The following is a 25,483-nucleotide window of genomic DNA, read 5'->3' as shown; positions in this document are numbered from 1 at the left end:
TTCGGGATCAAGGTAGACCCGTGGGTTGATGTCTCGTGACGTGACCGAAGCGAAAATCAAAGCAATGAAACGCCGATGAGTGACCTCCACCGATCCACACCCGCCTTCCAGGCCCCGAACTCCCGGAGCGACCATGCCCATTGACCATTCCACACGCCGCCGCCCGCAGCTGACCCTCACCGCCACTGCCGTCGCGTTATCCCTCCTCACCCTCCCCACCACCGCCTCCGCGGCCGCCCTCGCTTCCCCCCTTCCGTCACAGGCCACAGTCGCCGGCGCACCGGCCGCCATCTCGACGTCGACGAGCCCCACCCGCCACGCCGGACTCGACCGCCAGGCCCTGACGAAGTCCCTCCAGGCATTCCACGACGCGGGCATGTACGGCGCCTACTCGGCCGTGCGGGACGGCTCCGACGCCTGGCAGGGCGCGGCCGGGGTCGCCGACATCGACACCGGGCGCCCCACGACGCCGCAGATGCAGCACCGCATCGGCAGCATCACCAAGACCTTCACCGCGGTCGCCGTGCTCCAGGAAGTCGGCAAGGGCCGCATCGGCCTCGACACCCCGATCAGCCACTATCTGCCCGATCTCATACCGGGCGAGCGCGGCCGGGCCATCACCGTCCGGATGCTGCTCAATCACACCAGCGGCATCGGCGAATACGCCGGAGCGATCTTCCGCACCGCGGACAGTTTTGAGGGCAATCGCTACCATCACTTCGCCCCGGAAGAACTGGCCCGCCTCGGAATCGCGGCACCCCCATTCGGCAAACCAGGTCAAGGCTGCCACTACTCCAACACCAATTACGTCCTCGCCGGCCTCCTCTTGCGCAAGGTCACCGGACAATCCCCCGAGTCCTACATCACCGCACACGTCATTCGTAAAGCCGGCCTGCGGCACACCTACTTTCCCCAGTCGCCCACCCTCTCCGGCCCGCACGCGAAGATGTACGAGGCCGCCTACGGAGGTTTCAACCCGCCGCGTGACTTCAGCGTCTACAACATGTCCTGGGCCTCCACGGCCGGCTCCCTCATATCGACGATGCCGGACCTCAACCGCTTCTACCGCGCCCTGCTGGGCGGCGAGTTGCTCGCCCCGGCAGAGCTGCGCCAGATGAAGACGACGGTGCCGATCGAGGGCTCATTCATGCGCTACGGCCTCGGCCTGCTGAAGACGACCTCCGACTGCGGAGACTTCTGGGGCCACAACGGCCTGGTACTCGGCGCGATGACCTGGTCCCTCACCAGCTCGGACGGCCGCCGGCAGCTGTCCCTCGGCTTCAACCTCACCCGCTACCAGAAGCTCGATGCCCACAACCAACCCATCACGGGCCCGATCGACGACGCCATGAACGCCTACATCGCGCAGGCCGCCTGCGGCACCAAAGCCAACACCGGCACGGGCACAGGCACGGGCACCGGCACCGGCCGCCCCCTTGCCACGACCCCACCCACCCACCTGGCCTTCACTCCACAACACCAGGCCCGATAGGTCCGCACGCAACCCGCGAGTGCGGATGCCCTCAAGGCCGCGCACACCCCAGGACTAGACATGAACGACGAACCATTCGCCCCCATGGAGCAGATTCTCGCCGAGCGAGCCTGCGAGCGTCTGATCATCGACTTCGTGCACCGCCTCGACCTCGGAGACCCGAGTTCCGTGGCCGAACTCTTCACGGCCGACGGCATCTGGGAGTGGCCCCACGGCAACCGCCGCATAGCAGGCCGCGAAGCACTGCGCGAGTACTTCAGCTCCCGCCCGGCGGACCGCCTGTCCCGCCGCCTGATGACGAACATCCTGGTCACCGTCACCTCCGCCACGACAGCAACCGCCACGTCCTACCTCACCACCTACCGCGTCGACGGCTTCGTAGACGGCATAGTCCCGCCACAACACCCCACCAACGTGGGCCACTACGAGGACGCCTTCCGCAAGGTCGACGGCACATGGCTACTCGCCACCAGAACCACCCACCTGGCCTTCGGGACCGACACCCAGCGCGTCACGCCCCCGAGCAGCAGCTGAGAGGGAGAGGCCGAAAAAACGGGGAGAGAGAAGGGCCCCGCTCCCGTGCATTGCCACGGGAGCGGGGCGGGTCCGAGAAGCGCCAGCAGCTCGGATAGTGACGAGGACTACCGTACGGGCGACCACTGACACCACCGCTGCGGACCAGCACACACCGGCAACGCACAGCAGCAACGCGCCCACCCACCGCCGTAGGCCCCGGCCAGCGCGGCGGCACCTTGCCGCACACCCCCGCCCTCGTCCCAAGCCCCGGCCCACACCGTACCCACGCAGGAAACACCACCCGATCCAGGGAATGCACTCCGGCAGCATGCACGTCGAGGGATCGGCACGGGATCCTCATCCGGCCGCGGATCGGCCGGCTGAAGAGCCCCGCTCGAACTCAGGCGCCTTCACCGGCGAAACACATGGTGCTGCTGACCCATCACGCGGCGGCGGGCCGACGCTCCGCGGGCGACAGTAGGAGCACCTCCAGGGCGCGGGCGCAGGCCCTCGCCTGGGTGAGGAGCCAGTCCGTGCGGTCCGGCGTGATCATCTCCGGTGTGCCGCGGACGGCCAGCGCGAAGCGGGCGGACTCGGCGCGGTCGAGGACGGGCACGGCGAGCGTACGGACGCCGTACGCCGACTCACCGTCGTTGACGGCATGTGCATCGGCGCGCACCCGCGCCAACTCGGCGGCCAGCTGGATGGGTTCGACGATGGTGCGGTCGGTGAAGGCATACAGCGGCGGCAGTGATTCCGGGCCGCCCTCGCCGGGCCGCGGCCAGGCCAGCAACACTTTGCCGAGCGCGGTGGAATGCAGCGGCCGGCGCAGCCCCACCTTGGGCGTTACCGAGCCGCCCGCGACGATCACCGCGTACGGGCCGCTGCGTAGGGCCAGGTCGACCGTGGTGCCGGTGCGTTGAGCCAGGTCGGCGAGCTCGGGCGAGGCGAGATGCAGCCCGCGCTGATGGTAGGAGAGACGGCCCAGCTCGGTGACGGCCGGGCCGAGTCGGTAGCGGGCGGTGCGGGGGTCCTGCTCCAGGAATCCGGCGCCCAACAGGGTACGGGCGAGCCGGTGGGCCGTGGAGGTGGCCAGTCCCAGGCGGCGCGCGAGTTCGGAAGCGCTCAGGTCCGGGGCGTTGTCGTGGAAGCAGTGCAGCACGTCCAGGGCGCGCCGGACCGCCTGGGCGCCGGCGGGCGCCGGTGCCTGGGTCATGGGTGACTCCTCCCGCCGCCCCGGCGACTGCCGGGGAGTACCGCAGGGGGCGCCCGGTGCGGGGCCCTCCGCGCTCACCATCAGTCCCACATTACGGCACATGGAGGCGGCTCGAAGGAGTTCGTGGAAGCAGTTGAGAAGGGGGGTAGGCAATGTTCACAGGGGCTCAAGGAGGGCTGTGCAATGCTGCGTTCACGCTCGGTCCCATATTGTGGGAAGCAGGTTGTCTGGGCAGCCAAGGCCATGCCAGGCTGCGGTCAGCCGCCGGGGAGTCCGGTGCCCGAACCGGAGGAAGGGAGTCGTGCGATGCGTATCACCGCCGCTCCCGGTCTGTTCACCGCGCGCCGTCACATCGACTTGGGCCGCGTCTTCAGCGCTTCCTGTCGCTGATCCCTCTCCCCAACGGCCCCACAACACGGCTCACCACGTCCGTGCGCCGCATGCGCTGCACGTACTACATATGCCGCATGTTCCGCATGTTCCGCATGTTCCGCACATGCGGCATGCCACGACGGCGTAAGCCGCGCTCACGTGTGGCGCCGGACGCCCCGCCACGCACACCCCCGTCAGGCGCCCTGCCCCACAGCCCGTCACACGCCCCGTCACACGCCCCGTCACACGTCCTGCCACACCCCCGTCACACGTCCAGTCGTGCGTTCCGTCTCGTGACGGCCGGACGCATCGGTGCCCGCCCCCGTACATGAGTCAGGTGAGCCGTGCCAGGCACGCGCCGGATGACCGGCCGCACCCCATCGGCCGCCCCCTCGGCCGCGCCCCGCGGCCACAGGCACCTCCCCCCACCTCATCAATTCCTGCCCCGCGCCCGCCCGTTCCCGCGCGGGTCCGCCCACTCCTTACTGGAAGCCCCATGACGACGCATCCTCCGCTGCCCGACACCCTGTGGTTCACCCGCTGTCCGGTGCCCACCGCCACCGGGATCGCCGCCGACCGGAACTGGCTCGCCGACGAGTTCGCGCCCGACGGCATCGCCGTGCGGTCCCTCCAGGACTCGGCCCCCGACCTCGACACCGCGGCCCGGCAGACCCACTACACGCACGCCCTGCCCGGGCTGTTCCGCGAGGGCGGTAACGTGCCCGCGCTGTGGGCCCGTTCGGGCGGCGAGCCGACCCGGCTGATCGGCCTGACCTGGATCGAGGAGCGGCAGTCGGTCCTGGTCGCGCCGGGATCCGGGATCCGCGGCGCCGCTGCCCTGCGCGGTCGTCGCCTGGCGGTTCCCCGGCATCCGATCGCCATCGACTTCTGGCGGGCCATGGCACTGCGCGGCTTCGAGGGCGCGCTCGCCTCCGCCGGACTCGCCCTGGCGGACGCCACCCTCGTCGACGTACCCGCCGACAGGCGCACCGGGCAGTGGGCCGCCGGCCTCGACGCCCTGCGGCGCGGTGCCGTGGACGCCGTTTACGTCAAGGGGGCGCTGGCCGTGGAGGCGGCCCGGCATGCCGGGGCGGAGGTAGCCGTCGAACTGGACGCACTGCCCGACCGGAGGCACCGGGTCAACAACGGCACCCCGCGCCCGATCACCGTTCACCAGCGCCTGTTGGACGAGCACCCGGATCTCGTCGAGCGCTTCCTCGCGGTGCTGCTGCGGGCCGCCGACTGGGCCGCGGACCGGCCGACGGAGGTCGCCCGCATCCTGGGCGCCGAGACCGGCGCCGGCGCGGAGGGCGTGCACGGCGCCTACCGGCCCGGCACCCACCGCACCCTCCACCCCGATCTCTCCCCCGAGCGGCTGGGTCTGCTCGCCCGGCAGGAGGCGGCCCTACGAGCCCACGGCTTCCTGCCCGAGCCCGTGGACGTGCACGCCTGGGCCGACCCCGAGCCGCTGCGGCGCGCCCGCCGCCGGCTCGCGGCCACCGCTCCGGCCGGCACCTGCCACGCCGCGGAATCCGTATCCGTGCCGGGCCGGTACGGCACGCCCACCCCCCTCCCGTCCGGTACGGACACGTAAGGACCCACCATGCGCATCCCCGGCATCCCCCGCATCTCCCGTGCCCCCCGCACTCCCCGCTGCGTCTCCATGACGCTCGCGGCCGTCGCCGTGCTCGCCGCCGTCACCGGATGCGGCACCTCCGAGGCCGACGCCGGCTCCGGGCGGTCCGGGATCACCGTCCGCATCCCCGACCCCGGCAACTCCGGTGTGCTGGCGCGCGGCAAGCAGGACGGCTCCCTGGCCAAGGCCCTGGCGAAGGTCAATGCCACGGTCGTCTGGACCGGCAGCGCCGGCCCCTTCGCCCCCGCCGCCCAGGCGCTCAACGCCGACCAGTTGGACATCGCCACCGGCTCGATCACCTCCGGCCTCACGTCGCTGGCCCAGACCCCCGGTTTCGCGTTCTTCACCGCCACCGCGCCCGATCCGGTCGGCGAAGGCATCCTGGTCAGGAACGGTTCCGGGATCGACTCCGTGCAGGACCTGGTCGGCAAGAAGGTCGCCGTCAATCAGGGCGGCACCGGCGAGTACCTGCTCCTCAAGGCCCTCGCCAAGGCGGGCGTCCCGGCGGACAAGGTGGAGCGGGTCTCCCTGCGCCCGGACCAGACGGCCGCGGTCTTCAACACCGGCAAGGTGGATGCCTGGGCCGTGTGGTCGACGTACTCCGTGGCCGAACTCGGTCGCGGCGGCGCGCACTTCATCGCCGACGGACGGGCCGTCGGCTCCGACAACTACAGCCTGACCGCGGTCCGTTCGGCCTTCGCCGACCGGCATCCGGAGGTCGTCACGGCCCTCTACCGGTATCTGCACGACGGCAGCGTGCAGGAGAAGCGGGATCCGGCCGGGTTCCTGAACGTCACCACCGACGCCGGTCCGCAGGCCCTGACCGGTGCGGCCAGGCGCACGCAGATCGCGTTCACGTGGCAGGGCGGCACGGTCGAGCCGATCACTGAGGCCGACGTCAAGCGGTTCAAGGACGTCGCCCGCTTCTATGCCGAGCAGAAGGTGACCCGGGCCGAGGTGGACATCGCCGCCCACGTCATCGACGTGCGCAAGCTCGCCGCGGGGAAGGTGTCATGACCGCGGTCCTTGAGGGGCTGGTCGCCCCCCGCGCCACCGTGCGGCGGCCGCGTTCCCGCGCCCACACCCTGACGGTGCGTGCCCTTGGTCCGCTGGTGCTGCTGGTGCTGTGGTGGGTGGCGTCCGCCACCGGTGCGCTCACCCCTGACGTCCTGGCGTCGCCGGCCGGCGTGCTGCGGGCGGTCGGTGAGCTGTGGGGCAACGGACAGTTGCCCGACGCGCTCACCACCTCCCTCACCCGCTCCGGTCTGGGGCTGCTCATCGGGCTCACCGCCGGACTCACCCTGGGCATCACCACCGGCTTCACCCGGCTCGGTGACGAACTCCTCGACTCCTCGCTCCAGACGTTGCGCACCGTCCCGTTCCTGTCGCTGGTGCCGCTGTTCATGGTGTGGTTCGGGATCAACGAGATCGCCAAGGTCCTGCTGATCGCGGTCGCCACCACCTTCCCGATGTACATCGCCACGTCCAGCGGGGTCCGCAACGCCGATCACAAGCTGGTCGAGGCGATGCGCAGCTTCGGCATGAGCCGGCTCGGCATCGTCCGCGAGGTGGTGCTCCCCGGCGCCCTGCCGTCGCTGCTCGCCGGGCTGCGCCTGTCCATGACGCTCAGTGTGATCGCGCTGATCGCCGCCGAGGAGATCAACGCGACCGCCGGCATCGGCTATCTGATGGCCCAGGCACAGAGCTACGCCCGCACCGACATCCTGGCGGTCTGCATCCTGGTGTACGGGGTGTTCGGGCTGCTCGCCGACGGGATCGTGCGGCTGCTGGAGCGGGTCCTGATGCCCTGGCGAAAGGCGGCCCACCGATGAGCGACGCCGTACGGACGTCCGTCCCCGCTGCCACCGCGACCGGCACCCCGTCGACCGGCGGCGTCGCCGTGCACGTCCGCGGTCTGCGGCGGGTGTTCGGACCGCGGGCCGTGCTCGACGGTCTTGAACTCACCATCGGGCGTGGGGAGTTCGTGGCGCTGCTGGGTGCCAGCGGCAGCGGGAAGACCACACTGCTGCGCATCCTCGGCGCACTGGACGGCGCCGACGCCGGCGAGGTCCTGGTGCCCGAGGCGCGCACCATCGTCTTCCAGGAGCCCCGGCTCGTCCCCGCCAAGCGGGTGCTGGCCAACGTGACCGTCGCGCTGCCGCGCGGCCAGGCGGAACGCGGCCGCCGGGCACTGTCCGAGGTCGGTCTCGAAGGGCACGCCGATGCCTGGCCGGCGACCCTGTCGGGCGGTGAGGCCCAACGGGTCGCGCTCGCCCGGGCCCTGGTCCGCGAGCCCGAACTCCTGCTGTTGGACGAGCCGTTCGCCGCCCTCGACGCGCTCACCCGGCTCCGGATGCAGGACCTGGTGGGCGAGCTGTGCCGGACCCACCGCCCGGCCGTGCTGCTCGTCACCCACGACGTCGACGAGGCCGTGCGCCTGGCGGACCGCATCTGCGTCCTGCGTGACGGGCAGCTTGTCACCGACGCACCCGTCGCCGTGGACCGCCCCCGCGACCCCGGCGACCCCGCGTTCGCCGCCCTGCGCCGACGACTGCTGACCGACCTCGGCGTGCACCCGCCGGAGGCCGCCCCCGGCACCGACCACCGCCCCACTCCACCCACTCCGTCCATCCGATCCGAAGCGAGCGTGATCTGAATGACCGTCATCATCGGTGTACACAGCAGCAATCCGACCCTGTACTACCTCTCCCGACTCGACTACGCAGCCGAGGAACTGGCCGCCGTCGGCAAGACGGCCGCCTTCCACACATACACCAACGGCGTGCGCACCGGCGAACTCCTCACCCAGGGCGTCATCGACTTCGGCGGTACGGGCTCCACCCCGCCGATCACCGCCCAGGCAGCGGGCCACGACCTCGTCTACACCGCGGTCTCAGCGCCCCGGCCCGACCACGGCGCACTCCTCGTCACCGAGGACGGCCCGGTCCGCACCGTCGCCGACCTCAAGGGCGGCACCGTCCACCTGGCCATCGGCTCCTGGCAGACCCACCTGGTCGCCAAGGCCCTCGACGACGCCGGACTCTCCTACGCCACCGACATCACCGCCGTGCGCGGCGACGAGCACAGCGAACGGCTGCTGCGCTCCGGCGGGATCACCGCCTGGGTCGCCCAGGGCGCGCAACTCGTGGCCGCGCGCCGGACCGGCGGCGTACGGGTCCTGGTGCCCACCGCCGACGTGCTCACCGACCGGTCGGTGTACTTCACCCGCCGGGACCTCGCCGAGCAGCGGCCGGAGGTCGTGGCGGCCCTGACCCGGGCCCTGCACCGCGCCGATGCCTGGGCCGCGGCCCACCCCGGGGAGGCCGCCGAGATCGCCGCCGCGCACCAGGGCGGCACCGCCGACGACTGGGAGACCGCACTGCGCGCCCTGCCGTGGCGGACCGAGGAGGTGAGCGGGGCGTTCCTCGACGAACAGCAGCGGGCCGCCGACGTCTTCGTCCGCACCGGCTTCATCGAGCACCCGGTGACCGTCGCCCGCGCCGTCGCCGCCCGGTCCTGAGGAGCGTCCCCGACCATGCCCTCCGAAGTCCTCTGGTACCTCATCCCGCGCGAAGGCGCCTACCCCTGGGAGCCGGCCGGGCGTCGCCCCGTCGACCTTCGCTACCTCCAACAGCTCGCCGGCACCGTCGAACGGCTCGGCTTCACCGGCGCACTGCTGGCCACCGACCTCTACGACGTATGGCCACTGGGCAGCGCGCTGTCCGCCGCCACCAGCACCCATTTCAAACCGCTCCTGGCGGTCCACCCCGGGCTGATCTCCCCGACCCTGCTCGCCAAGATGGCGCTCAGCTTCGACAACCTCTTCGGCGGCCGGCTGCGCTTCAACGTCGTCAACGGTTCGACGCAGACCCTGCGCGAGTACGGACTCCAGGTCGAACACGACGAGCGCTACGCCCTCAGCGCCGAATACTGGTCGATCGTGAAGCGACTGACCGCCGGCGAGGTCTTCGACCACAAGGGCCGCTTCTACAAGCTGACGGATGCGGGCGCCTCCTTCCGCGACCTCAAACCGGTCCAGAGCCCGCACGTCCCGCTCTGGTTCGGCGGCTCCTCGGCCCCCGGCATCGAGATGGCCGCCGAGCACGTCGACGTCTACCTCACCTGGGGCGAACCCCCGCACCTGCTCAAGGAGAAGCTCGACCGGGTCCGCGAGCGCGCCGCCGCCCACGGGCGCACGCTGCGCATCGGACTGCGCCTGCACCTGATCGTCCGCGACACCGAGGACGCGGCGTGGGCGGCCGCGGACCGGCTCCTCGACGTCACCAGCGAAGCCACCTACGCCCGCCAACTCGGGGCGCGGACGGGCGAGGACGGCGTGGGCTGGCAGCGCCAGTTCCGCCAGCACGGCGGCAAGGTCCCGGCCCGGGCCAGGGAGTTGGAGACCCACCCCAACCTGTGGCCGGGCATGAGCCTGTTCCGCCCCGGACCCGGTACCGCCGTGGTCGGCTCCACCGCTCAGGTCGTCGAGCGGTTGCAGGAGTTCGAGGCACTCGGCGTGGACACCTTCATCCTGTCCGGCAACCCCCTCCTGGAAGAGGCGTACCGGGTGGCTGAGACGGTGCTGCCGGCCCTGGGGGTCCGCCGCCCCACCACCCCGTAGCGGAGGGGGCGGGGCAGCCCGGCCGGGCCTCGGCCCGGCGGATCGGCTGCCGCCAGTCCTCCGGGCCGACAGGGGCACCGTGATCTGCTGCGACAACCAGGCCGTCGGGGGGCGGTTCCGCTGACGACCCGGCGCACGTGCCCGACAGACAGTCGACGCCGGGATCTAGGCGCGCCCGGTCGGATGTTGGTGCAGGTACTGGAGGCGGGTCTGTGCCGTGTACACATGGCGGGGGTCGAGCGCGGGCAGCTGCCGCAGCAGGTTGATCAGCTCGGGGCCGTTCTCGATCGCCTGCTCGGTGTCAGCGATCTGGTTCCAGCAATAGTGCGCGCCACGCGCCGCGTTGAGGACTTCGGCGGAGTCGGGCGGCTGATGGGCCAGCCGGGTCCGGGCAGCCGCCACCCACAGCTGCGTGGCGAGCGGCCAACGTCCCGCGATACGGGCGAGGTCGGCGCGGATTTCGGCCCATTGCGTGGCTTCCGGTGAGTCGTACCCGTAACGCTGGAGTGCCTGCTGTTCCCAGGACGCCGCCATCTCCGCGGCTTGGTCGTGCCGCCCGGCCTGCGCCGCCTGCCAGATGAGCGGCCTGGGGTCCGGGGCGCTCGTCGGCCCGACGGACGGGGCGGGTGACTGTGGGGCGGGAGGGGCTACGGATGCCGTCGGGGCGGGTGCCGGTGCCGGCAGCGAGGGAGATACCGGTAGGGAGGGCGATACCGGTGCGGGTACTACTGGTGGGAGTTGTTGCGGAAGTACGGGTTGCAACAGGGGCGTTGACTGTGCCGCAGGGGCCGGCTGTGGGTGAGGAGCTGGCTGTGTCTGCGGGGACTCCAGAGGCGCGTTCCCATGGTCCGGGGTGACGGGAAGGGCCGGGCCGGTGCGGGACACGGCGGCGGGAACGGGCGCGGGGTTCTGGGTGGGCACGGGGGTTGCGGCAGGAGCGGGCGGGAGCGGCGCCGGCTGCCCTGCCTGCACGGGGAACGGCCCCGGCACAACGGGCGCGGGGTACGGACCCGGCGCAACGGGCCGCTGCTCCCGGGGCTGGTCGTCGACGAAGGGCGGGGCCCCGTACGTCACGGCCGCCGGAAGCGGCGGGAAGTGATCGAAGTCCGCCGGGGCCGGTGCGGGCTCCGGTTCCCTGCGCCGCAGCGCGGGGAGGAGGGCACGGTCGCCGGAGAGTAGACGCTTGATCGGTGCTTTTGGCTGGGTTTCTGCGGTGTCGTGCGGGTAAGAGGGGGCGAGTTGTGGTGTGTTCGGCAGGACGAGCGTGCCGGGCGGTATGGCTGCGGCGGCCACGGCCAGCGCGTGCAGCCGGGCGTTCGACGGCCGGTCGGGATGGGAACGCAGCACCTCGATCAGGTGCTGGGTGTAGACGCTGATGCCGTCGGCCGTACCGGAGAGGCCGGGGGGCGTCACGACCCCGTAGACCTCGGCGTTCACCTCCGGCAGGGCGCCGAGTTCGTGGAGCACGGCCCAGGCACCCTTGTCGGCGGCCATGTCGACCAGCACGGTCGAGGGACCGCGCCGCTGGCGCAGCTCGTTCTTCACCCATTCCCAGGGCAGCGCCGTGTAGCGCGTGGTGGCAGCGGTCGAACCGGCGGACGCGAGGTGGAGCCGATGGTGCTTGCGGTCCACGGTCAACTGACCGGCGAGATAGACGAGCAGGGGCCCGGAGGCCGCGGCAGCCGTTCGCAACCTGATGAGCAGGGTGTTCTGGTCACGTGCGCCGTCGAGGTGGACGAGGTCGGCCGGCAGGGTGCTGCCGAGCAGCGCGGGCACGGGAACGGCGGTCAGCGCGGCCAGATTGGCGCTGGGTATCACCTGGACGGTGCGTCGGTGCGTGGCCCTGGCCCCCGCGATCAGCAGCACGTGGCCGCGCTGTTCCTCCCCGCTGGTCTGCATAGATGCACCCTACTCATGCGGCGGCCCGGACGTCGGATCGGCTGTCGGTTATTTGCCGGACCGGGTCGCGCCACGCCACGCCGCACCGCGTCGTGCCATGTCGTGCCATGTCGCGGCGCGTGGCACCGCGTCGCGTCATGGGGCGCACGGCGGGCCGGGCTCGTACGAGGTCGACCGACCCGGAGTCCAACGTTCCGGTCAGTCGATGGGGCGGCTGGGACAACAGCGACGCAGGAGGCTCGGGCGGCCCGCGCACCGGCACAGCGGCGCTCCACCCGGAGCCGACGATCGTTGCCGGAGCGACCCAAGTCAGCGACGGGATAACGCGCTTGCTCGGCCGTACTCCCCCTCACACCGGCCGATGCACGAAGATGAGGGGCATGCTCATGTGGGTCGTGGACGTCGTGTTGGGTGTCGCGCTCACGGCCGTCGAGGTGGCGGCCCTGGTCGCGTTCTGGTTCTGGGAGAACCTCAAGCTGTGGGCCGCCCAGGGGCAGGAGCGCCCGCCCGGCTCGGCGGTGCGGCTCTGGCTGGTACTGACGGCGGGGCCTGCCGGTCTGGCGCTGGTCAGCCTTCACGCCTTCCGGGCCGGCCTACCGGCGACCGGCCTGACCCAGGCCCTGATCGCCGCCGCACTCGCCGGGGTCCTGGTACTGGGACTCGGAACGGTGTCGTCCCGCTGGGTCGCCCGTTCCTTCGAGCGTCACCTCGGCAAGCGCCGACATCCCCACGCCAGACACGGTACGGACGGACGCGACGCGGGCAGACACGACGCGGGCAGACGCGACTCAGGCAGACATGACACGGGCAAGGACGGCTCGGACAGGGTTGGCCCGGTCGGGGACTGAATGCCGGGCCGGCCGATCCAGGCAGGCAGGCGGGCCGGACAGCAGACAGTGATGGCACGCGCTCAAGGTGCAACGGCACGGAGCACCCACCCGCCCCGCCGTCTCGACACAACCGGCGACCCGCGTCCTCCGCTGCCACCACATCCACATCCACATCCACATCCACTTCCCACCGCTCGGCTCGGCGGGAATCCGCGTATCAGCCCGCCCCGCGCGACCTGTCACCGGGGCGCGGTGCACCGTGCCCGACGCATGGCCGAAGATAGGTGCATAGCGAATACGTACGCGAGAGGTCCGTCATGCCCCACATCACCGTCGACTACTCCGCACAGCTGGCCGGTGTCTTCGACCTGCGGGCATTCGTGCGGGAGCTCCACCCGATGGTGCGCGAAGAGGCCGGCTCGGCGGGTGTGTGCAAGACGTTCTTCCGACCGGCCGCGGACACCTACGTCGGCGACCGGGATGCGGGGAAGGTGGCTTTTGTACACGTGGAGGTCGGCCTGCTGCCGGGACGTACGGAGGAGCTGAAGGCCCGGCTGTCGGAGGACGTGCTGGCCCTGCTCGGCAAGCACCTGCCCGGGGACGACGCGCACGAGGTGGTGTCCTCCGTGGAGGTCCGGGACCTGGCCGGCTCGTACCGCTTGCACCACTCCCCGTAGGAGGCGCGGCCGGGGGTGGAAGAGCCGCTGGCCTGACGTCACGTCCGGGGCTTCAGCGGTGGCGCGCTTCTACGATCGGCTCCCGGCCGAGGGAAAATCAATCGTTGCGGCCGGCTCAGCGGGCGGGTTTTTCCCAGGTCAGCGAGTACCGGCGGAGTACGTGCCGGCGGTAGCGCATACCGGGCAGCAGCCGTCGTGCCGCGGCCCGCACCTGCCCGTAGCTCATCTGCGGGACGGCGACCGGCATGCCCTCCGGCCCGCGCGCGCGACGCAGCACCTTCGTGATCCGCACGATTGGGGCAGCCGCGATCATTGCTGCCCACTCCGACCGGCTCGCCTCGCGGGCCAGGCCGACGACCACCAACGTGCCGCCAGGCCGCAGCAGCTCACGCATGCGGATGAGAGCCGCCTCGAAGTCCATGTGATGGATCGTGGTCACCGAGCAGATGAAGTCGTAGCCCGCGGCGGGGAGGTCGGCGGTGAGGAAGTCGCCCTCGACAAAGCTGAGATCCGGGCAGCCGGCGGCGAGTTCGCGTGCGCAGGCGATCATCGCAGGCGACTTGTCGATGCCTGTGACGCGTTGCGCCTGCTCGGCGAGCTTCCGCGCCAGCAGCCCGTCCCCGCATCCGACGTCCAACGCCTCACCGCACCCCTCGGGCACGATGCGGAGGATGCCCGGATGCCGGGCGACGTTGGTGTTCCAGTACGGCTTCAGGTCGGCCTGGCGCATCGGCACATCGTAAGGGCACGGCCCGGGCCCTCCCGGTGCGCACCGGCGGACCCGGACGGCGCCAGCGCGAACGAACCATCAGGAGGCCGACCGATCCGGGGCCTATCGGGGGGTCAGCACACAGAACTCGTGACCGTCGGGGTCGGCCATCACCACCCGGTCGACGTCCCCTTGGCCGATGTCGATGCGCGTCGCCCCGAGGGAGACGAGCCGGTCGACCTCCGCCTGCTGGTCACTGCCGGCCGGTGGAGCGAGGTCGAAGTGCAGCCGTTCCTTGCCCGTCTTCGGCATCAGGGGTGGACCACCCCATGTGACCTTCGGACCGCCGTACGGTGAGCGGATCGCGGTTTCCTGGTCCTGGTCCCACACCAACGGCCAGCCCAGCGCTCGGCTCCAGAAGTACCCGGCCTCCTGCGAACCATCGCCCGCCAGCGCTCCGATGAATCCGCACTCTGCGAGGAAGCCGTTGCCCGGCTCGATGACACAGAACTCATTGCCCTCGGGGTCGGCGAGCACCACATGCCCCTCCTCCGGGCGTTGACCGATGTCGATGTGCCGGGCGCCGAGTTCGAGCGCCCTCTCCACCACCTGCTTCTGGTCGTCGAGGGATGTGCTCGTCAGATCGAAGTGCATGTGGTTCTGGCCTGTCTTCCGCTCCTGGGTCGGGAGGAAGCAGAGCCGGAACCCGGTGTCGTCGCTGGGCAGCAGTGTGATGCCGTCGGAGGAGTCCTCGGATGTCTCCCAGCGGAGAAAGTCCGCCCAGAAGCGCGCGAGACGGAGCGGGTCGTGCGCATCGAAGCAGAGCGCGTGCAGATGAGAAGTCATCCGTAGGTCTCCCGGTAGGGGCAGGCGGGTCGTGCTGGAGCCTGCCCAGTCGGTGACACCCGGTCAACTGGTTAACCCCCCAAGCCCGTTCGCTGTCGAGCCCGATCAAAACGGCAGCCCGTGCACGACCTCACAGTCTCGTGAAGAGGCCGTCGAGCGGGGGCGGTGTCCGGTCCGGTGCGAGGGCCTCGACAAGGAGACGGCCGTAGCGGATCTTGCGGCCCTTCTTCGTGCCGAGGAAGCGCCGCACCTGCTGATGCCGGGGGCGGCCGTGCTGTGCGGGCTGGCGCTGGAAGGTCTGCCAGGCGCGGAAGTCGCCCTCGGCGCGGAAGACCTCCTCGACTCCTGCCGTGCCGAGCGCGCGGATGAGTTCGTCCTCCAGATCCGCAGCGCATACGTAGATGTCCTGGAGCGGTGCCTGTGCCCGCGTCAGGCCGCGCTCATAGAAGCCCTGTTCGCCCTCGTCGCACAGTCCTGTCAGGCGCAGACCGAGGCCGGGCGGCCCGAGGAGGCCGGCATAGCGACCGACGCTCATCGCCCCGCCCATCGGCACGACACACACCCCCTCGGCGGCCAGGTCCCGGCCACGCCGGGCGGCCAGCGCCTCGACGGCCGCGAGATCGCTGAGCCCTTCCAGGAGTACCGCGGTCCGCGCCCCCAGGCTTTCCGCCAGCTCGCGCGCCGGCCCGTCGGGACCGCCCGTCGCCCAGTTGGTGACCGCGTCCCGGAACGCCCTCATGTCCACCATGGCGCGAGTCTGCACGTCCACCGGTGGCACGGCACATGATTATTCGACGGCCTCGGAGCTGCGACGGTCCTCTCAGGCCCCGGCCACCGCAGGCCCGCACAGCTCGCAGAGGCCCTTGCCGTCCCACTGCTGCCCATCGTCTGCTGCCCATCGTCGAGGCCGAACAGAACGCCCGAATTCTCAGCGCCCGTGTCAGGACCGGTTCAGACCAGGTTCAGGCAAGGCGGGTCCGTAGCCAGTACGAACGGGCGGCGGTGGTCGGGCGTCGTCCACGCGCAGGGCGGCGAGCGCGGCGTCCGGGGCGGCGGCCAGCGGGCTGGTGGCGTGGGCGTGCGGGACGGTGCACGCGCGTAGCCAGGCATGTAGGAGGGTGCGTGGCCAGGCGGTTGCGGGGGCCGGGTTCATCGGGCGCAGGCATGGTCGACGGCCGCGGTGGCCAGGCCGGTGATCAGTGGGTGGGCGCGGGTGCCGTCGCCGTCCAGTTCGGGTTGGAAGAGGGTGGCCAGGAAGAAGGGGTGGCCCGGCAGTTCGGCGATGCGGACGTCGCCGGCGTCGTCGGTGCCGGTGAAGGCCAGGCCGTGTGCGCGCAGCAGGTCCAGGTGGCGGGGGTTGGGGGTGTAGTTGCAGTGGTAGCGGGCCGGGGTGCGCTCGGTGCCGAGCAGTCGCGCCGCCCGGGACCCGGGGGTGACGTCGACGGTTCCCTCGTGACCGACCAGTGAGCAGGCCAGCGGGACGACCACCGCGTCCTCGTCGGCGAGGTTCGGGGTGTTCTCGGCGTGGCCGGCGCGGGACAGTCCGCAGACGTTGCGGGCGAACTCCAACAGAGCGTGCTGGAAGCCGCCGCAGGTGCCCAGGAAGGGGATGCCGGACTCGCGGGCCGTGCGGATCGCGGCCAGGACACCGGCCTCGCTGCGGTAGGGGCTGCCGGGCAGCACCCAGATCGCGTCGAATCCCGTCAGGTCCTCGGCCGCGTCAACGGACGGGATCCAGTAGGCGTCCAGGTCCAGTCCGTCGCGCACCCGCAGGGCGTTGAGGAGGGCGGGGATGCGGGCGTGCGAGCGGACCGCTTCGGAGCGGTCGCCGACCAGGGCGATGCGTGCGACGGGTGCACTGTGTGCGGTGTGGTTCATGACAGTCATCCTGCTGCGCACCCAGGATCAGGTCCAACGATGATTCATGCATTGCGGATAAGTGATTCTGATCGGCGTGCGATACTGAGGCCCATGGACCCGCATCTGCTCCGCACCTTCGTCGCGGTCCTCGACCACCGCTCGTTCTCCGGCGCCGCCGTGGCACTCGGCTACACCCAGTCCGCGGTTTCCCAGCACATCGCCGCGCTCGAAGCCGACTTGGGCAGCCGGCTGGTCGAGCGCCGGCCGGTCGCTCCCACACCGGCCGGCGCGCGCCTGTTGGAGCACGCTCCCGCCCTCCTGCTACGCCTGGACGCCGCCCGCGCCGACGTCGCCCGCCTGCACCGGGCCCGGCCCACCCGGCTGGCCGTCGTCTGCGCACCGGCCGCCCTCGGGACCACGGTGGCCCGGGCCCTCGCCGATCTGCGCGCCGCGATCCCCGCGCTGGACCTGGAGGTACAGGTCGCGGGCCGGGACGCGGTGGTCGCGGACGTGGTCACCGGACGCGCCGACCTCGGGTTCGTGGACGGTGCCGCCGCCCCCAGCGACCCGCTCCCGATGCCGGACCTCGGGCCCACCACCACCCTCGCGGCAGCCGAAGAGACCCTGGCGGTGCTGTTTCCGCACGGCCATCCGCTGGCGGGACGCCGAGCGGTGCGGCTGACCGATCTGACCCAGGCACAGTGGATCGACGCCCCCGACACCGCGGTCCCCCTCGACCGATTGCGCGCCGTCTGCCGCACCGAGGGGTTCCGTCCGCGGATCCGCCACCGCGGTACCGATCTGCACGGCCTGGCCGCGCTGACCGCCGCCGGACACGGTCTGGCCGCGCTGCCCCTGCCGGTGGCCGCCGCCCTGCCCGGCATCGCCGCCGTACCGGTCGACGATCCCCGCCTGGTCCACCGCACCGAGCTCATCCACCCCGTCAACCCCACTGCTCCCGCACGGCAGTTGGCCGATCTGATCACCGGCCGACCGGCGGCCGACGCCTGACCGACCAGGGCACGGCAAGGCACCGCCGTCCGCACCACCACCGGCCGGGAATCGGCAGCGATCCGCCGCGACCACCCCGATAGCCCGGCGGGTCAGAACCCCATTGACGCATTCAAGGACCCGCGGATACCCACGGGCCCGGTCGCCGGGCACCCGCTCCGGCCGGAACGCCGCCGGACTCCGCAACCGGTGGACTGGCCGGCGGTCGCGCACTTGTCGACCGCGGCACGGGCACACGACCCCCTACGGCGACTTCGTCGTACGACGGTTTCAGCACCGCCGAACGCGACCGGTTGCTGCGCCTGTTGTGGCGCCTGTTGTGGCGGGCGCAGTGCAACGCCTTGCGTGCGGCGCAGGTCGAAGGCGACTGAGCCGGCGCGACGCCGCACACCCCGGACGTACGCGTCGCACGCCTGAGCGCCTGCGGGGCCAGACCGCCTGGCGCCTGTCCCAGAACCCTTGGCGCACCAACGGCACCCCGGCCAAGGCACCGGTCGACGAACGGCACCGGCCGGCTTCTGCCCTGGCCGGAGGGGTTCCAGGCATCGGTCCGCCCGCCGCCCGAAGCGCATTGCGCAGGCACGGATCGCCCCACCGGGACACGGTGTCACTTCCGCCAGATCACCCCGGCAAGGCCGTCCCCTCTCCCGCCGCACGGTCGTTGGGCGTATGGTGACTGGAATCTCATTCCCCCGTGAGGTTAGGAAACACATGACTGACTCCGTTCTCCACCAGACGATCCAGAATCTCGAAGGCGTACTGCCGGAACTCGAAGAGCAGGAACGGCACCTGCGCAACCAACTCGACGCCGTGGTGCAGCAGGCGACCTCCGCCCGCAGCGCCCTGGAGCACCTCCGCGTACTGACCGGCGCCGCCGTCCCCGACAGGCAGCCGGTGGCCGCCGGTTCGGCCGTCGCGGACCTGCCGGCGGATGCGCATGCCACCGCCGGCCAGGAGGGGTCCGGCGACGTCCGGACCGCGACTGCCACCGAGGCGACCTCGGCACCGGTCGCCGCCGAGCCGGCGGCGGATGCGGCGCCGGAGCCGGCCGCCGAGGCGGACGGTGCGGCATCCGTCGTCCCCCAGCCGCGGACCGCGACGTCGCCGCGCAGCAAGCGCCGTACGGCGAAGAAGCCGGTGGCCAAGAAGGCCGCGGCGGCGAAGCCCAAGGCGAAGAAGGCGGCCACCAAGCGGGCCGTGGCCGCCAAGCAGCCGGCCGTCCAGGAGAAGGAGTCCGGCAGCCTGTTGGACGCCGCACTGGACGTGTTGAAGAACTCGGGCGCGCCGATGCGTCCGCGGGACATCAATGCGGCACTGGGCCGGGAAGCCACCCCGGGACAGATCGAGTCCGTGCGCAACACCCTTGACCGGGCCGTGAAGAAGACAGACCTGGTCACCCGGCCGGGACGGGGCACCTACGCGGCGGCCTGACCCTTCCGCAACGGTGTGACTGCGGGCCCGCCCACCAGCGGGCCCGCAAGGCACCCGCCCCGCCCATCCACCTCCCCCCCTCTCCTTTCAACTCCCTTGCCTTACAAGGGCATTGCCTCACAAGGACATTGCCGCCTTCCTTGAGAGAACACTCTCGGACGATCGAGGAAGACGCCGGCGCAGTCACGCGGAGGGGTGGAGGGACGGGCACGGCCGAGGGTCCCGACTTCGGCGAGTTCCCGCACGTGCCGGCCAACCATCGACCGCCGCGCCCACCTCGGGAAGACTCCCCCACCCTCTGAGCAACAGTTGTACGGGCCAAGGGGTACGGTGTGGAAATGACCAACGTGCAGGGTGTATCACTCGACCTCCCCACGCCGGACGGTACCGCCGACGCCTATTTCGCCCACCCCGACGACGGCGCCCCGCACCCCGGAGTCCTGCTCTACATGGACGCCTTCGGGTTGCGCCCGGGGCTGAAGGAGATGGCCAGGCGACTGGCCGGGCACGGCTACGCGGTGCTGGTGCCCAACGTTCTCCACCGCGCCGGACGCGCTCCCTTGGTGGAGCTGCCCGAACACATCAACCCCTCCGAGCGCCCCGAGCTCTTCCACCAACTCATGCCCCTCATCCAGGCGCTCACCCCCGAGCTGGCGATGCGGGACGCCGGCGCCTACCTCGACTGGCTGGCCGCCTCGCCGCTGGTCGCCGACGGCCCCGTGGGCACCACCGGATACTGCCTGGGCGGCGTCCTCGCGCTCCGTACCGCCGCGGCCTTCCCCGACCGGGTCGCGGCGGTGGGTTCCTTCCACGCCGGCCATCTGGTCACCGACGCGGAGAACAGCCCGCACCGACTCCTCGACCGGATCGCGGCGGAGCTGTACTTCGGCCACGCCGACCAGGACCACTCGATGTCGGCTGAGCAGATCAAGGAGTTGGAGCGGGCGCTGGACGCCGCGGGGATCCGGTACCGCAGCGAACTGTACGAGGGTGCCCACCACGGGTACACCCAGGCCGACACCGCCGCGTACAACGCCGAAGCGAGCGAGCGTCATTGGCAGGCGCTGCTGGACCTCTTCGGGCGGACGCTCTGAGGCAGGGCGCTACCGGGCTCGGTGGCCGGGCGACCAATCCCGGCTACCGGGCCGACCGGGTGCTGCCGTGAGCGGTGCCGTCGGGGATCAACAGCCGGTTCCGGTCGGGGTGAAGCGCAGGCGGGCGCGGGCGTCCGCGCCGAGTGCCTGGTGGTAGGTCGTGGAGGTGACGCGGTACCAGGCGGCGTCCTTCTTCGGGTCGCCGTTGACGTCGTCCAGCTTCACGCACCAGCGCTCCGGCCGGATCACCCGGCGGTAGGTCTCGGTGCCCCTGGCGGTCTTCCGGCAGTCCTGGTAGTGCTCGGTGGTGTACCAGGTCTTCTTGCTGCGGCCGCTGCGATTGGTGTGCTTGACCTGCCTGGTGGCGGGCGTGCAGGTGGTGACCAGGTGCGGGCGGGTGCCCGTGGTCGTCTGTTGGGTGACGTGGCGGACGCCGGACCGCAACCCGAAGACTCCGTCCTGGTGCGGCGGGGCGCCCTGGCCGCTCGTACCGGTACCACGGCCGTCGTTGCCCGGGTGGCTCGCGGCACCGTTCGCGCCGGTGCCGCACGCGCCCAGGCCGGCCATGAGGAGCGCCACCAGTCCCAGGCGTACCAGTCCGTGCTTGTTGCGCATGTCTCCCTCTGCGGTCGGTGGGCGGGGCCGCCGGGCCGCCCCGGCCCGGGCTCCCGGATCGTGGTGGCGCCCGCGGCCGCCGGACGGTCCTCCGGCGGTTGGGCACCGCCTGCGCTGCGGCAGCGGTCAGGGTATCCGAGTGCCTGTTCCGGGCCGTGGCCGGGGCGTTGGCGGACGCCGCCCGGTGGTCGGCGTCAGCGTCTGAGCACCTTGCGGGAGAGGACGTTGCCCAGCAGCTGCGCCGCCTGTACCAACACGATGAGGATGACGACGGTCACCACCATCACCCGGGTGTCGAACCGCAGATAGCCGTGCGTGATGGCGAGGTTGCCGACTCCCCCGCCGCCCACCGTGCCCGCGATCACCGAGAAGTCGATCAGGGCGACCAGCATGAACGTCATGCCGAGGATCAGCGGCCCCAGCGCCTCCGGTACCAGCACCGTCAGCAGGATCCGGACCGGTCCGGTGCCCATGGCGCGGGCCGCCTCGATAACGCCGGGTTCGACGGCGAGCAGGTTGCTCTCCACGATGCGGGCCACCCCGAACGTCGCGATCACCGTCATCGGGAAGATCACCGCATCGGTGCCCACCGCGGTCCCGATCAACTCCCGGGTCATCGGGGAGAGGACGACGATCGCGATCAGCGCGGGCACCGGACGGACGACGTTGACCACCGTGCTGAGGACGACGAAGACGGCGCGCTGTTGGAGGATCCCGCCCTTCCGGGTCGCGTAGAGGGCCAGTCCGACGACCAGGCCGAGCAGGCCGGCGAAGGCGAGGGTGGCCAGCACCATGTACAGCGTTTCGCCGGTGGCGTCGACGATCTTGGGCCAGAGCAGGCTCCAATCCTGCTGGATCATGCGCCCACCTCCGCCAGTACCGACGCGGCGACGGTCTCGGACACACCGTGTTTCCGCAGCGCCGCGGGGAGCAGGTCGAGGAGCGGCGACGCTTGCACGGCGCTGCGGACGAACGCCCGGGTGGTGGGGTGTTGCGGCGCGGCGAAGATCTCGCGGACCGGTCCCGTCTCCACGATCCGTCCGCCGTCCAGCACCGCCATCCGGTCGCAGATCGCCCGGACCACCTCCATCTCGTGGGTGATCAGCACGATCGTCACGCCCAGTTCGTCGTTGACCCGTCGCAGCAGCGCCAGCACCTCCTGCGTGGTCTGCGGGTCGAGCGCCGAGGTCGCCTCGTCGCAGAGCAGTACCCGGGGCTCGGTCGCCAATGCGCGGGCGATGCCGACGCGCTGCCGCTGACCGCCGGAGAGCTGCTCGGGATAGCGCCGGGCCTGATCGGCGAGTCCGACGAAGCGCAGGGCTTCCTCCGCCCGTTCCCGGGCCTGTGCCCGGGAGGCTCCGGTCTGCCGCAGGGGGTAGGCGACGTTGCCCAGGACGGTGCGGGAGCGGAAGAGGTTGAACTGTTGGAAGACCATGCCGATGTCCCGGCGGGCGGCGCGGAGTTCGCGGCTGCCGAGGGCGGTGAGTTCCTGCCCGGCCACCGTGACGGTGCCTGAGGTGGGTGTCTCCAGCAGGTTGATCAGCCGCAGTAGCGTGGACTTGCCGGCGCCGCTGTGGCCGACGATACCGAAGACGCTGCCGGGTTCGATGGCCAGTGTCAACTGGTCGACGGCGACCGTACCACCGGTGAACTCCTTGGTGATGTCGTGGAGTTGGATGACATGGCGGGATGTTGCGGAGTGGGGCGGGGTGGTCATGACGCCCCCTTCAGCTGCCGGTCGACACGGGCCAGTTCCTTGGCCAGTTCGGCCGCGGAGAGGTCGAGGTGGACGGCGGTGCCGTTGGACGTCCGGCGGGCCTCGTCCTGTACCGCCTTGCTGGCGTAGAGCTTGACGACCTTGGCGTAGTCCGGGTTGTCCCGGTCCTTGGCGCGGGCCGCGATGACGTTGAGGTACGGGCGGATGTCCGGGCTGTGCGGGTCGTCCTTGAACAGTGCGGTCTGCGCGCGGATGCCGGACAGCGTGGCGACGCCGTCGTTGATGACCGCCGCGTCCACGTCGGAGAGCAGCCGGGGGGTCTGTTGGGCGTTGACGGGGGTGAGGCGCAGGTGGTGGGGGTTGGCGGCGATGTCGTCCGCGGTGGCGAAGAGCCCGGTGCCCTTCTTCAGCTCGATGAGCTTGGCGCGGGCCAGCAGTCGCAGGGCACGGCCCTCGTTGGCGGGGTCGTTGGGGTGGGCTATGCGGGCGCCGTCCGGAAGGTCGGCGAGCCGTTTGGCCTTCTTGGAATACAGGCCCATGGGGACGACGCTGGTGGGGGCCAGCGGCACGATGTCGGTGCCGTTCTCGGTGTTGGACTGGGCGAGGAACACCAGGTGTTGGAAGGCGTTCAGCTCGATGTCGCCGGCGGCGAGCGCCTTGTTGGGCAGGGAGTAGTCGTCGAAGGGCACCACCTCGACGTCGAGGCCCTCCTTCTTCGCCTCCTTGGCGAGCACGTCCCATTCGGTGGAGTCCCCGCTGACGCCGACCCGGATGTGGTGGGCCTGGGAGCCGGCGGAGCCGCAGCCCGCGACGACGAGGGCGAGGGCGGTCGCGGCGGCGGTCGCGAGGAGCGCTCGGCGGCGCGGTGCGGTGGGGCGTCTCGGGTCGGAGCGCCGTGCGGCGGTGTGCGGGGTGGTGTGGTGCATCGTTGCCATTCCCTTGGGTGGTGGGTGTGGGTGTGGGGCGCCGGCTCTTGTGGAGTGGCGGCGCCCCGGGCCGGGTGGACGTGGAGCCGGGCCGGTCACGGCAGTCCGGCGAAGTGGCGGGCGACCGCGGCGCGGCCGGGACCGGGTGCGGTCAGGGTCGGGGCTTGCTGTTCGCAGTGGCTACGGCTGTCGGCGTCACGCGGCGCGGACAGCGCGGTGTACCGCGGGCAGCGACATCCGGTACGCCGCAGCCGGTGGCCCGTCGGGTGGGGCTCGGTGGGACACCGGCGAGGAGGATCCGTTCCAGATTCCAGACGCTATCGCACCGAGCGGGCCGCGCCAGGCAGTTGCGTGAACCCTTCATTGCAGCCTTGATAAATGCCCTGACCTGGGACTTTGGAAAGGTCTGGACCGGCTTGCGGTGCCTGTGTGCCGCGGTCGTGCGGCACACAGGCACCGAGAGGAAACGCGGTATGAACCGGGCCCGCAGAACGATGGCGTTGGCCGTCGTGGCCCCCGCCCCCCGCCGCGGCGATCACGGCTCGTGGCGGTTCCGGGGGCGCTTCGGTCCGACGGGAAACCGCTGGACCGGCGGGACTTCGCGACCCAACGGAGGGCACTGCACGCGAAGGAGAAGCGGATCGGCCTCTACGGCAAGGCCGACGCCGCGGTCTGGCAGCGCGGCCACTCGCTTCGCGCTACCTGCGTGCGTCCGCAGCTCTCCGCGGTCCGCGAGGACGTCGCCGGCTACGGTTCGAGCGGGCTCGGCGGCGAACAGCTCACCGAGGCGGGCCGGTTGACGCGCTCAGGACGCCGGAGGGCCGGCGCGCAGGGACGCGCCGGAGCGGGGAGGCTCCCGCCCCGACGCGGGACGGTGTCGTCAGCTCCAGAGTTTCCACGTGACGACGCGCGGCGTATCGGCCGGCCGGCCGGCGGGGTACGTCAACGTGACCCGGGTGAAGTGCCGCTTCCCGGAGTGACCGGCCCGGGGTTGCGCGTTGTCCAGGCGCACTTTGACGGGGTAGCCGTGGAAGTGGCCTGCCGCGCAGTAGGGCCGGCAGTCGTTGACCATGTCCGTGCCCCGGGCCACCGCGGACCCGGACTGCCACTGCGACCAACGCAACGACGTCAGGACGTTGTTGCCGTCGCCGCAGGCGAGCATGAAGGTGCCGGGTCGTTGCTGGGCGTTCCCGGTGCAGTCGATGACCGCCACGCGGTTGCTGGTGGACGGTGCGGCGGCGGACGCGGATGCCGGCATGGTGACCGTCGCCAGTGCCACCCCGGCACAGACCATGAGTGCTGCCGTTGCCCTGTGAACTCGCATATCCGCTCCTCAGCCGCTTCGCACGGGTGGACACCTCGGACACCGGCTGCGACGCAGGGTGCGGTTCCCGTCACGGCCCGAACACGTCCCCGCGGGGCTGTCGCTGCCTCTCTCTGCGGAGAGGCTACGACCGCTGCACCCGGCGGCGCCACCCGGGTCGGCGCGGACCTGCGGACGTTCCGCAACGTAGGCCGGGGAACACGGAACGTGCCTCTCGCCGGAGCGCATCGCCGCGTCAGGACGATGCTTCGTGCGCCCGCCGCTCCGGCACGAGCACGGATCAGATCTCCATGTCGTGCCGCTCCCCGCGTTGCAGGTAGTTCTCCCGCAGCACGCCTTCCTTCGTCATGCCGAGCCGGCGGGCCACCGCGATGCTGGGCGCGTTCGCCGACGCGGCCCACCACTCGATGCGGTGGATCCCCCGTGCCTCGACCGCCCAGTCGATGACCGCACGCACGGCCCGGGTCACCAGCCCCTTGCCGGCCGCCGACGGCTCCAACCAGCAGCCGGCCTCGGCCACGCCCTGCTCGATGTCCATCGTCCGCAGGAGAACCGCCCCGACCAACTCGCGGTCCGTCCGGATGCCGTGGATCCGCCCGGTGTCGGAGGCGGTCTTCTCGGCGTACGACCGGAGGTACGCGCGGCTCGACGCCAGGTCGGTGATGACGTCCGGCAGCGGGCCGCGCAACCG

24 protein-coding genes and 1 pseudogene are annotated in these 25,483 nt (G+C 71.5%); 13 read left to right on the top strand and 12 right to left on the bottom strand.

Annotation, left to right across the window (positions count from 1 at the left end; genetic code table 11):
* The first annotated feature begins 133 nt into the window (after positions 1 to 133).
* Both ACFVT2_RS30400 and ACFVT2_RS30395 read left to right on the top strand, forming a co-directional pair.
* Positions 134 to 1,492 carry a serine hydrolase domain-containing protein gene (locus tag ACFVT2_RS30400; protein WP_390022977.1) on the top strand — a complete coding sequence of 453 codons (1,359 nt, stop codon included), beginning with the start codon at positions 134 to 136 and terminating at the stop codon, positions 1,490 to 1,492.
* A gap of 60 nt (positions 1,493 to 1,552) precedes the next feature.
* Positions 1,553 to 2,026, top strand: coding sequence for a nuclear transport factor 2 family protein (locus tag ACFVT2_RS30395; protein ID WP_390022975.1), 474 nt, complete (start codon positions 1,553 to 1,555; stop codon positions 2,024 to 2,026).
* 424 nt (positions 2,027 to 2,450) lie between these two features.
* Here the strand turns inward: ACFVT2_RS30395 and ACFVT2_RS30390 are convergent, their stop codons facing one another.
* Positions 2,451 to 3,224 (bottom strand): IclR family transcriptional regulator, encoded by a 774-nt coding sequence (locus ACFVT2_RS30390; protein WP_390022974.1) that lies wholly within the window; start codon positions 3,222 to 3,224, stop codon positions 2,451 to 2,453.
* An 868-nt stretch (positions 3,225 to 4,092) separates the two neighbouring features.
* Here ACFVT2_RS30390 and ACFVT2_RS30385 point away from each other — a divergent pair.
* From ACFVT2_RS30385 to ACFVT2_RS30360, 6 genes are read left to right on the top strand one after another with little or no spacing between them, the layout of a single operon-like run.
* Positions 4,093 to 5,190: an ABC transporter substrate-binding protein gene (locus ACFVT2_RS30385; RefSeq protein WP_390022972.1), complete on the top strand. Its 1,098-nt coding sequence runs from the start codon at positions 4,093 to 4,095 to the stop codon at positions 5,188 to 5,190.
* A 9-nt stretch (positions 5,191 to 5,199) separates the two neighbouring features.
* The gene (locus tag ACFVT2_RS30380; RefSeq protein ID WP_390022971.1) at positions 5,200 to 6,249 is read left to right on the top strand and encodes an NrtA/SsuA/CpmA family ABC transporter substrate-binding protein; all 1,050 of its coding nucleotides are present in this window, start codon (positions 5,200 to 5,202) and stop codon (positions 6,247 to 6,249) included.
* On the top strand, positions 6,246 to 7,064 hold the full coding sequence (locus tag ACFVT2_RS30375) for an ABC transporter permease (protein ID WP_390022969.1): 819 nt from the start codon (positions 6,246 to 6,248) through the stop codon (positions 7,062 to 7,064). Before ACFVT2_RS30380 ends, ACFVT2_RS30375 begins: the two co-directional genes overlap by 4 nt.
* Positions 7,061 to 7,888 carry an ABC transporter ATP-binding protein gene (locus ACFVT2_RS30370; protein ID WP_390022968.1) on the top strand — a complete coding sequence of 276 codons (828 nt, stop codon included), beginning with the start codon at positions 7,061 to 7,063 and terminating at the stop codon, positions 7,886 to 7,888. Before ACFVT2_RS30375 ends, ACFVT2_RS30370 begins: the two co-directional genes overlap by 4 nt.
* Positions 7,889 to 8,752: an ABC transporter substrate-binding protein gene (locus ACFVT2_RS30365; RefSeq protein ID WP_390022966.1), complete on the top strand. Its 864-nt coding sequence runs from the start codon at positions 7,889 to 7,891 to the stop codon at positions 8,750 to 8,752.
* A 15-nt stretch (positions 8,753 to 8,767) separates the two neighbouring features.
* On the top strand, positions 8,768 to 9,853 hold the full coding sequence (locus ACFVT2_RS30360) for an LLM class flavin-dependent oxidoreductase (protein ID WP_390022964.1): 1,086 nt from the start codon (positions 8,768 to 8,770) through the stop codon (positions 9,851 to 9,853).
* 165 nt (positions 9,854 to 10,018) lie between these two features.
* Here the strand turns inward: ACFVT2_RS30360 and ACFVT2_RS30355 are convergent, their stop codons facing one another.
* Positions 10,019 to 11,752, bottom strand: a complete 1,734-nt coding sequence (locus ACFVT2_RS30355) for a hypothetical protein (protein WP_390022963.1) — start codon at positions 11,750 to 11,752, stop codon at positions 10,019 to 10,021.
* 380 nt (positions 11,753 to 12,132) lie between these two features.
* Here ACFVT2_RS30355 and ACFVT2_RS30350 point away from each other — a divergent pair, with 380 nt between their 5' ends.
* Together ACFVT2_RS30350 and ACFVT2_RS30345 are read left to right on the top strand one after the other, a co-directional pair.
* Positions 12,133 to 12,600 carry a DUF6234 family protein gene (locus tag ACFVT2_RS30350; protein WP_390022962.1) on the top strand — a complete coding sequence of 156 codons (468 nt, stop codon included), beginning with the start codon at positions 12,133 to 12,135 and terminating at the stop codon, positions 12,598 to 12,600.
* Positions 12,601 to 12,899: 299 nt separating this feature from the next.
* Positions 12,900 to 13,259, top strand: coding sequence for a 5-carboxymethyl-2-hydroxymuconate Delta-isomerase (locus tag ACFVT2_RS30345; RefSeq protein WP_390022960.1), 360 nt, complete (start codon positions 12,900 to 12,902; stop codon positions 13,257 to 13,259).
* 115 nt (positions 13,260 to 13,374) lie between these two features.
* On the opposite strand, the gene ACFVT2_RS30340 is transcribed toward ACFVT2_RS30345, so the two are convergent.
* From ACFVT2_RS30340 to ACFVT2_RS30325, 4 genes are all read right to left on the bottom strand, one after another.
* On the bottom strand, positions 13,375 to 13,989 hold the full coding sequence (locus tag ACFVT2_RS30340) for a class I SAM-dependent methyltransferase (protein ID WP_390022959.1): 615 nt from the start codon (positions 13,987 to 13,989) through the stop codon (positions 13,375 to 13,377).
* Positions 13,990 to 14,091: 102 nt separating this feature from the next.
* Entirely contained in the window at positions 14,092 to 14,814 is a 723-nt protein-coding gene (locus ACFVT2_RS30335; protein ID WP_390022957.1) for a VOC family protein, read from the bottom strand.
* Between the two features lie 130 nt (positions 14,815 to 14,944).
* Complete coding sequence (locus ACFVT2_RS30330) at positions 14,945 to 15,562, bottom strand: TOPRIM nucleotidyl transferase/hydrolase domain-containing protein (RefSeq protein ID WP_390022956.1); 618 nt, start codon at positions 15,560 to 15,562, stop codon at positions 14,945 to 14,947.
* A gap of 401 nt (positions 15,563 to 15,963) precedes the next feature.
* Positions 15,964 to 16,692, bottom strand: a complete 729-nt coding sequence (locus ACFVT2_RS30325) for a hypothetical protein (protein WP_390022954.1) — start codon at positions 16,690 to 16,692, stop codon at positions 15,964 to 15,966.
* A 93-nt stretch (positions 16,693 to 16,785) separates the two neighbouring features.
* On the opposite strand from ACFVT2_RS30325, the gene ACFVT2_RS30320 reads away from it, so the two are divergent.
* The 3 genes from ACFVT2_RS30320 to ACFVT2_RS30310 all read left to right on the top strand — a co-directional run bounded on the left by ACFVT2_RS30320 (position 16,786) and on the right by ACFVT2_RS30310 (position 20,210).
* Entirely contained in the window at positions 16,786 to 17,685 is a 900-nt protein-coding gene (locus ACFVT2_RS30320; protein ID WP_390022952.1) for a LysR substrate-binding domain-containing protein, read from the top strand.
* Between the two features lie 711 nt (positions 17,686 to 18,396).
* Positions 18,397 to 19,116, top strand: a complete 720-nt coding sequence (locus ACFVT2_RS30315) for a hypothetical protein (protein ID WP_390022951.1) — start codon at positions 18,397 to 18,399, stop codon at positions 19,114 to 19,116.
* Positions 19,117 to 19,454: 338 nt separating this feature from the next.
* Positions 19,455 to 20,210 carry a dienelactone hydrolase family protein gene (locus ACFVT2_RS30310; protein WP_390022950.1) on the top strand — a complete coding sequence of 252 codons (756 nt, stop codon included), beginning with the start codon at positions 19,455 to 19,457 and terminating at the stop codon, positions 20,208 to 20,210.
* Positions 20,211 to 20,297: 87 nt separating this feature from the next.
* Here ACFVT2_RS30310 and ACFVT2_RS30305 read toward each other — a convergent pair whose 3' ends face one another.
* From ACFVT2_RS30305 to ACFVT2_RS30280, 6 genes and pseudogenes are all read right to left on the bottom strand, one after another.
* Positions 20,298 to 20,825 carry a hypothetical protein gene (locus ACFVT2_RS30305; protein WP_390022949.1) on the bottom strand — a complete coding sequence of 176 codons (528 nt, stop codon included), beginning with the start codon at positions 20,823 to 20,825 and terminating at the stop codon, positions 20,298 to 20,300.
* Positions 20,826 to 21,019: 194 nt separating this feature from the next.
* Positions 21,020 to 21,685 (bottom strand): methionine ABC transporter permease, encoded by a 666-nt coding sequence (locus ACFVT2_RS30300; protein WP_390022947.1) that lies wholly within the window; start codon positions 21,683 to 21,685, stop codon positions 21,020 to 21,022.
* On the bottom strand, positions 21,682 to 22,542 hold the full coding sequence (locus tag ACFVT2_RS30295) for a methionine ABC transporter ATP-binding protein (protein ID WP_390022946.1): 861 nt from the start codon (positions 22,540 to 22,542) through the stop codon (positions 21,682 to 21,684). Before ACFVT2_RS30295 ends, ACFVT2_RS30300 begins: the two co-directional genes overlap by 4 nt.
* A complete protein-coding gene (locus ACFVT2_RS30290) occupies positions 22,539 to 23,468 on the bottom strand; it encodes a MetQ/NlpA family ABC transporter substrate-binding protein (protein ID WP_390022944.1) in 930 nt (309 codons plus the stop codon). The genes ACFVT2_RS30295 and ACFVT2_RS30290 overlap by 4 nt, the downstream gene beginning before the upstream one ends.
* Before the next feature lie 880 nt (positions 23,469 to 24,348).
* On the bottom strand, positions 24,349 to 24,792 hold the full coding sequence (locus ACFVT2_RS30285) for a hypothetical protein (protein WP_390022943.1): 444 nt from the start codon (positions 24,790 to 24,792) through the stop codon (positions 24,349 to 24,351).
* A 280-nt stretch (positions 24,793 to 25,072) separates the two neighbouring features.
* Positions 25,073 to 25,468, bottom strand: a pseudogene (locus ACFVT2_RS30280) (GNAT family N-acetyltransferase); the annotation flags it as partial.
* Positions 25,469 to 25,483 lie beyond the last annotated feature (15 nt).

Origin of the sequence: Streptomyces sp. NPDC058000 (assembly GCF_042886435.1) — a bacterium.
Taxonomy (GTDB): domain Bacteria; phylum Actinomycetota; class Actinomycetes; order Streptomycetales; family Streptomycetaceae; genus Streptomyces.
Note: the sequence above shows the minus strand (reverse complement) of the source record. Positions and strands in the feature narration are given on the sequence as shown.